Origin of the sequence: Pseudomonas sp. P179 (genome assembly GCF_000478485.2) — a bacterium.
Taxonomy (GTDB): domain Bacteria; phylum Pseudomonadota; class Gammaproteobacteria; order Pseudomonadales; family Pseudomonadaceae; genus Pseudomonas; species Pseudomonas aeruginosa.
This window is the reverse complement of record NZ_KI517354.1, coordinates 215,534-221,616: the sequence shown is the minus strand read 5'-3', so window position 1 is coordinate 221,616 and position 6,083 is coordinate 215,534. Positions and strand designations below refer to the sequence as shown.

Genomic DNA, 6,083 nt, shown 5'->3' with positions numbered 1-6,083 from the left:
CAGTGGCTGGCGCTGGAGCGGATGCCGCTGAGTCCGAACGGCAAGCTGGATCGCAAGGCGCTACCGGCGCCTGAAGTAAGCGTGGCGCAGGCAGGCTACAGCGCACCGCGCAACGCAGTGGAGCGAACCCTGGCGGAAATCTGGCAGGACCTGCTGGGCGTCGAGCGGGTCGGCCTGGACGACAACTTCTTCAGCCTCGGCGGCGACTCGATCGTCTCGATCCAGGTAGTCAGCCGTGCGCGCCAGGCCGGATTGCAACTGAGCCCGCGCGACCTGTTCCAGCACCAGAACATCCGCAGCCTGGCCCTGGCGGCCAAGGCGGGTGCGGCGACGGCGGAACAGGGGCCGGCAAGCGGCGAGGTGGCGCTGGCGCCGGTACAGCGCTGGTTCTTCGAGCGGGCGATTCCCAACCGCCAGCACTGGAACCAGTCTCTCTTGTTGCAGGCGCGCCAGCCGCTCGACGGCGACCGGCTGGGGCGTGCCCTGGAACGCCTGCAGGCGCAGCACGATGCCCTGCGCCTGCGTTTCCGCGAAGAGCGCGGCGCCTGGCACCAGGCCTACGCCGAGCAGGCCGGCGAGCCGCTGTGGCGCCGGCAGGCGGGGTCCGAGGAGGCGTTGCTGGCGCTTTGCGAAGAAGCCCAGCGCAGCCTCGACCTCGAACAGGGGCCGCTGCTGCGTGCGCTGCTGGTGGACATGGCCGACGGCAGCCAGCGCCTGCTGCTGGTCATCCACCACCTGGCGGTGGACGGGGTGTCCTGGCGCATCCTGCTGGAAGACCTGCAGCGTCTCTATGCCGACCTCGACGCCGATCTCGGGCCGCGTAGCAGTTCCTACCAGGCCTGGAGCCGGCACCTGCACGAACAGGCCGGCGCGCGCCTGGACGAACTCGACTACTGGCAGGCGCAACTGCACGACGCTCCGCATGCGCTGCCATGCGAAAACCCGCACGGAGCCCTGGAAAACCGCCATGAGCGCAAGCTCGTCCTGACCCTGGACGCCGAGCGTACCCGGCAGTTGCTGCAGGAAGCCCCGGCGGCCTACCGGACCCAGGTCAACGACCTGCTGCTGACCGCCCTGGCCCGTGCGACCTGCCGCTGGAGCGGCGACGCCAGCGTGCTGGTGCAGCTCGAAGGGCACGGCCGCGAGGACCTCGGCGAGGCCATCGACCTGAGCCGCACGGTGGGCTGGTTCACCAGCCTGTTCCCGCTGCGCCTGACCCCGGCCGCGGACCTCGGCGAGTCGCTGAAGGCGATCAAGGAGCAACTACGCTGCGTGCCGGACAAGGGCGTCGGCTACGGCCTGCTGCGCTACCTGGCTGGAGAGGAGGCTGCGGCCCGCCTGGCCGCGCTGCCGCAGCCGCGGATCACCTTCAATTACCTGGGCCGGTTCGACCGTCAGTTCGATGGAGCGGCGCTGCTGGTACCGGCCACGGAAAGCGCCGGCGCCGCCCAGGATCCGTGCGCCCCGCTGGCCAACTGGTTGAGCATCGAAGGCCAGGTCTACGGCGGCGAGCTGAGCCTGCACTGGAGCTTCAGCCGGGAAATGTTCGCCGAGGCGACCGTCCAGCGCCTGGTCGATGACTACGCGCGGGAGCTGCACGCGCTGATCGAGCATTGTCTCGACCCGCGGCATCGGGGTGTGACGCCGTCGGACTTCCCGCTGGCCGGGCTTTCCCAGACGCAGCTCGATGAATTGTCCTTGGATCCTGATTCGGTGCGGGACATCTATCCGTTGTCGCCGATGCAGCAGGGCATGCTGTTTCACAGTCTTCATGGAACGGAAGGCGACTATGTCAACCAGTTGCGCATGGATATCGGCGGATTGGACCCGGATCGCTTCCGCGCAGCCTGGCAGGCCACCCTCGATGCCCATGAGATCCTGCGCAGCGGATTCCTCTGGAAGGACGGCTGGCCTCAGCCGTTGCAGGTGGTATTCGAGCAGGCGACGCTGGAGCTGCGGCTGGCCCCGCCAGGCAGTGATCCGCAACGGCAGGCAGAGGCTGAGCGCGAAGCCGGTTTCGACCCGGCCAGGGCGCCGTTGCAACGCTTGGTGTTGGTGCCGCTGGCGAATGGGCGGATGCACCTCATCTATACCTATCACCACATCCTGATGGATGGCTGGAGCAACGCCCAACTGCTCGCCGAGGTACTGCAGCGCTATGCGGGGCAGGAGGTAGCCGCTACCGTTGGGCGTTACCGCGACTACATCGGTTGGTTGCAGAGCCGCGATGCGAAGGCGACCGAGTCCTTCTGGCGCGATCGGCTGGCCTCCCTGGAGATGCCGACACGCCTGGCGCGCCAGGCGAGGACGGAGCAGCCTGGCCAGGGTGAGCATCTGCGCGAACTGGATCCGCAGACGACCCGCCAACTGGCGTCCTTCGCCCAAGGTCAGAAGGTCACGCTCAACACCTTGGTGCAAGCGGCCTGGGCGCTGCTCCTGCAGCGGCACTGCGGGCAGGAGACGGTAGCCTTCGGCGCCACCGTGGCCGGACGGCCGGCGGAACTGCCAGGCATCGAGGCGCAGATCGGTCTGTTTATCAATACCCTGCCGGTGATCGCCGCGCCGCAGCCACAGCAGAGCGTCGCGGACTACCTGCAGGGGATGCAGGCGCTCAACCTGGCGCTGCGCGAACACGAGCATACGCCTCTGTACGACATCCAGCGCTGGGCCGGGCATGGCGGCGAGGCTCTGTTCGATAGCATCCTGGTGTTCGAGAACTTCCCCGTGGCCGAGGCTCTGCGCCAGGCTCCCGCCGATCTGGAGTTCTCCACGCCAAGCAACCACGAGCAGACCAACTACCCCCTGACGCTGGGTGTCACCCTGGGTGAGCGCCTGAGCCTGCAGTACGTCTATGCGCGGCGCGATTTCGACGCAGCGGACATCGCCGAACTGGACCGTCATCTGCTGCATCTGCTGCAGCGGATGGCCGAGACCCCCCAGGCAGCGCTGGGCGAGCTGGCCCTGCTCGACGCCGGGGAACGCCAGGAGGCGCTGCGGGATTGGCAGGCACCGCTCGAGGCGCTGCCGCGGGGCGGCGTCGCGGCGGCCTTCGCGCATCAGGCAGCGTCGGCGCCTGAGGCGATCGCGCTGGTATGCGGCGACGAGTATCTCAGCTATGCCGAACTGGATATGCGCGCCGAGCGTCTGGCGCGTGGCCTGCGGGCGCGCGGCGTGGCCGCGGAAGCGCTGGTGGCGATCGCTGCCGAGCGCTCCTTCGACCTGGTCGTCGGCCTGCTGGGCATCCTCAAGGCCGGTGCCGGCTACCTGCCGCTGGATCCGAACTACCCCGCGGAGCGCCTGGCGTACATGTTGCGCGACAGCGGCGCGCGCTGGCTGATCTGCCAGGAAACTCTGGCGGAGCGGCTGCCCTGCCCGGCAGAGGTCGAGCGGCTGCCGCTGGAGACCGCCGCCTGGCCGGCGAGTGCAGATACGCGGCCGCTGCCGGAGGTAGCTGGCGAGACGCTGGCCTACGTGATCTATACGTCCGGCTCGACCGGCCAGCCAAAAGGAGTGGCGGTCAGCCAGGCGGCGCTCGTCGCGCACTGCCAGGCGGCAGCACGCACCTACGGCGTCGGCCCTGGCGACTGCCAATTGCAGTTCGCCTCGATCAGTTTCGATGCCGCTGCCGAACAACTCTTCGTACCCCTGCTGGCAGGAGCCCGGGTCCTGCTCGGCGACGCCGGACAGTGGAGCGCGCAACATCTGGCGGATGAGGTGGAGCGGCACGCGGTGACTATCCTCGATCTACCGCCGGCTTATCTTCAGCAACAGGCGGAGGAGTTGCGCCACGCCGGCCGCCGGATCGCAGTACGCGCCTGTATCCTCGGCGGCGAAGCCTGGGACGCCAGCCTGCTGACCCAGCAGGCGGTGCAGGCTGAAGCCTGGTTCAACGCCTACGGTCCCACCGAGGCGGTGATCACTCCGCTGGCCTGGCACTGTCGGACGCAAGAGGGCGGTGCTCCCGCTATCGGCCGCGCGCTCGGTGCGCGCCGGGCCTGCATACTGGACGCAGCCCTGCAGCCATGTGCGCCGGGGATGATCGGCGAGCTGTACATCGGCGGCCAGTGCCTGGCTCGTGGCTACCTGGGCCGCCCCGGCCAGACCGCCGAGCGTTTCGTGGCCGATCCGTTCTCAGGTTCGGGCGAGCGCCTGTATCGCACCGGGGACCTGGCGCGTTATCGCGACGACGGTCAGGTCGAATATCTCGGCCGGGCCGATCAGCAGATCAAGATCCGTGGTTTCCGCATCGAGATCGGCGAAATCGAGAGCCAACTGCTTGCACACCCGTATGTGGCGGAAGCAGCGGTCGTGGCGCAGGATGGCGTCGGTGGTCCGCTGCTGGCGGCCTACCTGGTGGGGCGTGACGCTATGCGGGGTGAGGACCTTCTGGCGGAGCTGCGCACCTGGCTGGCCGGACGCTTGCCTGCGTACATGCAACCGACGGCTTGGCAGGTGCTGTCCAGCTTGCCGCTGAACGCCAACGGCAAGCTGGATCGCAAGGCGCTGCCGAAGGTGGACGCAGCTGCCCGCCACCAGGCCGGAGAGCCTCCGCGGGAGGGGCTCGAACGTTCGGTCGCAGCGATCTGGGAGGCGCTGCTCGGTGTCGAGGGCATCGCCCGCGACGAGCACTTCTTCGAACTCGGCGGTCACTCCCTCAGCGCCACCCGGGTGGTCTCGCGCCTGCGCCAGGATCTGGAGCTGGACGTACCCTTGCGCATCCTGTTCGAGCGGCCGGTCCTGGCAGACTTCGCCGCTTCCCTGGAGTCCCAGGCGGCGAGCGTTGCCCCTGTGCTGCAAGTATTGCCGCGAGTCGCCGAGCTGCCTTTGTCGCATGCTCAGCAACGCATGTGGTTCCTCTGGAAACTGGAGCCTGAAAGCGCGGCCTATCATCTCCCCAGCGTACTGCACGTGCGTGGCGTCCTGGACCAGGCGGCGTTGCAGCAGGCCTTCGATTGGCTGGTGCTGCGCCACGAGACCTTGCGCACCCGCTTCGAGGAGGTCGACGGTCAGGCGCGCCAGACGATCCTGGCGAACATGCCGTTGCGCATTGTCCTGGAGGATTGCGCCGGGGCGAGCGAAGCAACGTTGCGCCAGCGGGTGGCCGAGGAAATCCGCCAGCCATTCGACCTGGCTCGTGGGCCGCTGCTGCGCGTGCGTCTGCTGGCGCTGGCTGGGCAGGAGCATGTGTTGGTCATCACCCAGCACCATATCGTGTCCGACGGTTGGTCGATGCAGGTGATGGTCGACGAACTGCTCCAGGCCTATGCCGCGGCGCGGCGCGGCGAACAACCGACGCTGGCGCCATTGACGCTGCAGTACGCCGACTATGCTGCCTGGCATCGCGCCTGGCTGGACAGCGGCGAGGGCGCGCGGCAGCTGGATTACTGGCGTGAGCGCCTGGGCGCCGAGCAGCCGGTCCTGGAACTGCCCGCCGACCGGGTGCGCCCGGCCCAGGCCAGCGGACGCGGGCAGCGTCTGGACATGGCGCTGCCGGTGCCATTATCGGAGGAGCTGCTGGCCTGCGCCCGGCGGGAGGGTGTCACCCCGTTCATGCTTCTGTTGGCCTCGTTCCAGGTGCTGTTGAAGCGCTATAGCGGGCAGTCGGACATTCGCGTCGGGGTACCTATCGCCAACCGCAACCGCGCCGAGGTCGAGCGCCTGATCGGCTTCTTCGTCAATACCCAGGTGCTGCGTTGCCAGGTCGATGCTGGCCTGGCTTTCCGCGATCTACTGGGCCGCGTGCGCGAGGCGGCGCTGGGCGCGCAGGCGCACCAGGATCTGCCGTTCGAGCAATTGGTCGATGCCTTGCAGCCCGAACGCAATCTCAGCCACAGCCCGTTGTTCCAGGTGATGTATAACCACCAGAGCGGCGAGCGGCAGGATGCCCAAGTCGATGGTTTGCACATCGAGAGTTTTGCCTGGAACGGTGCTGCCGCACAGTTCGACCTTGCCCTCGATACCTGGGAAACCCCGGACGGCCTTGGGGCGGCGCTGACCTACGCGACCGACCTGTTCGAGGCGCGGACCGTCGAGCGCATGGCGCGGCATTGGCAGAACCTGCTGCGCGGCATGCTGGAGAACCC

General features: G+C 68.2%; 1 protein-coding gene. It reads left to right on the top strand.

The window, feature by feature from the left end; translation table 11 throughout:
- Positions 1-6,083, top strand: a 6,083-nt coding sequence (locus tag HMPREF1224_RS43910; protein WP_010793027.1) for a non-ribosomal peptide synthetase, incomplete at both ends; no start/stop codon positions are given.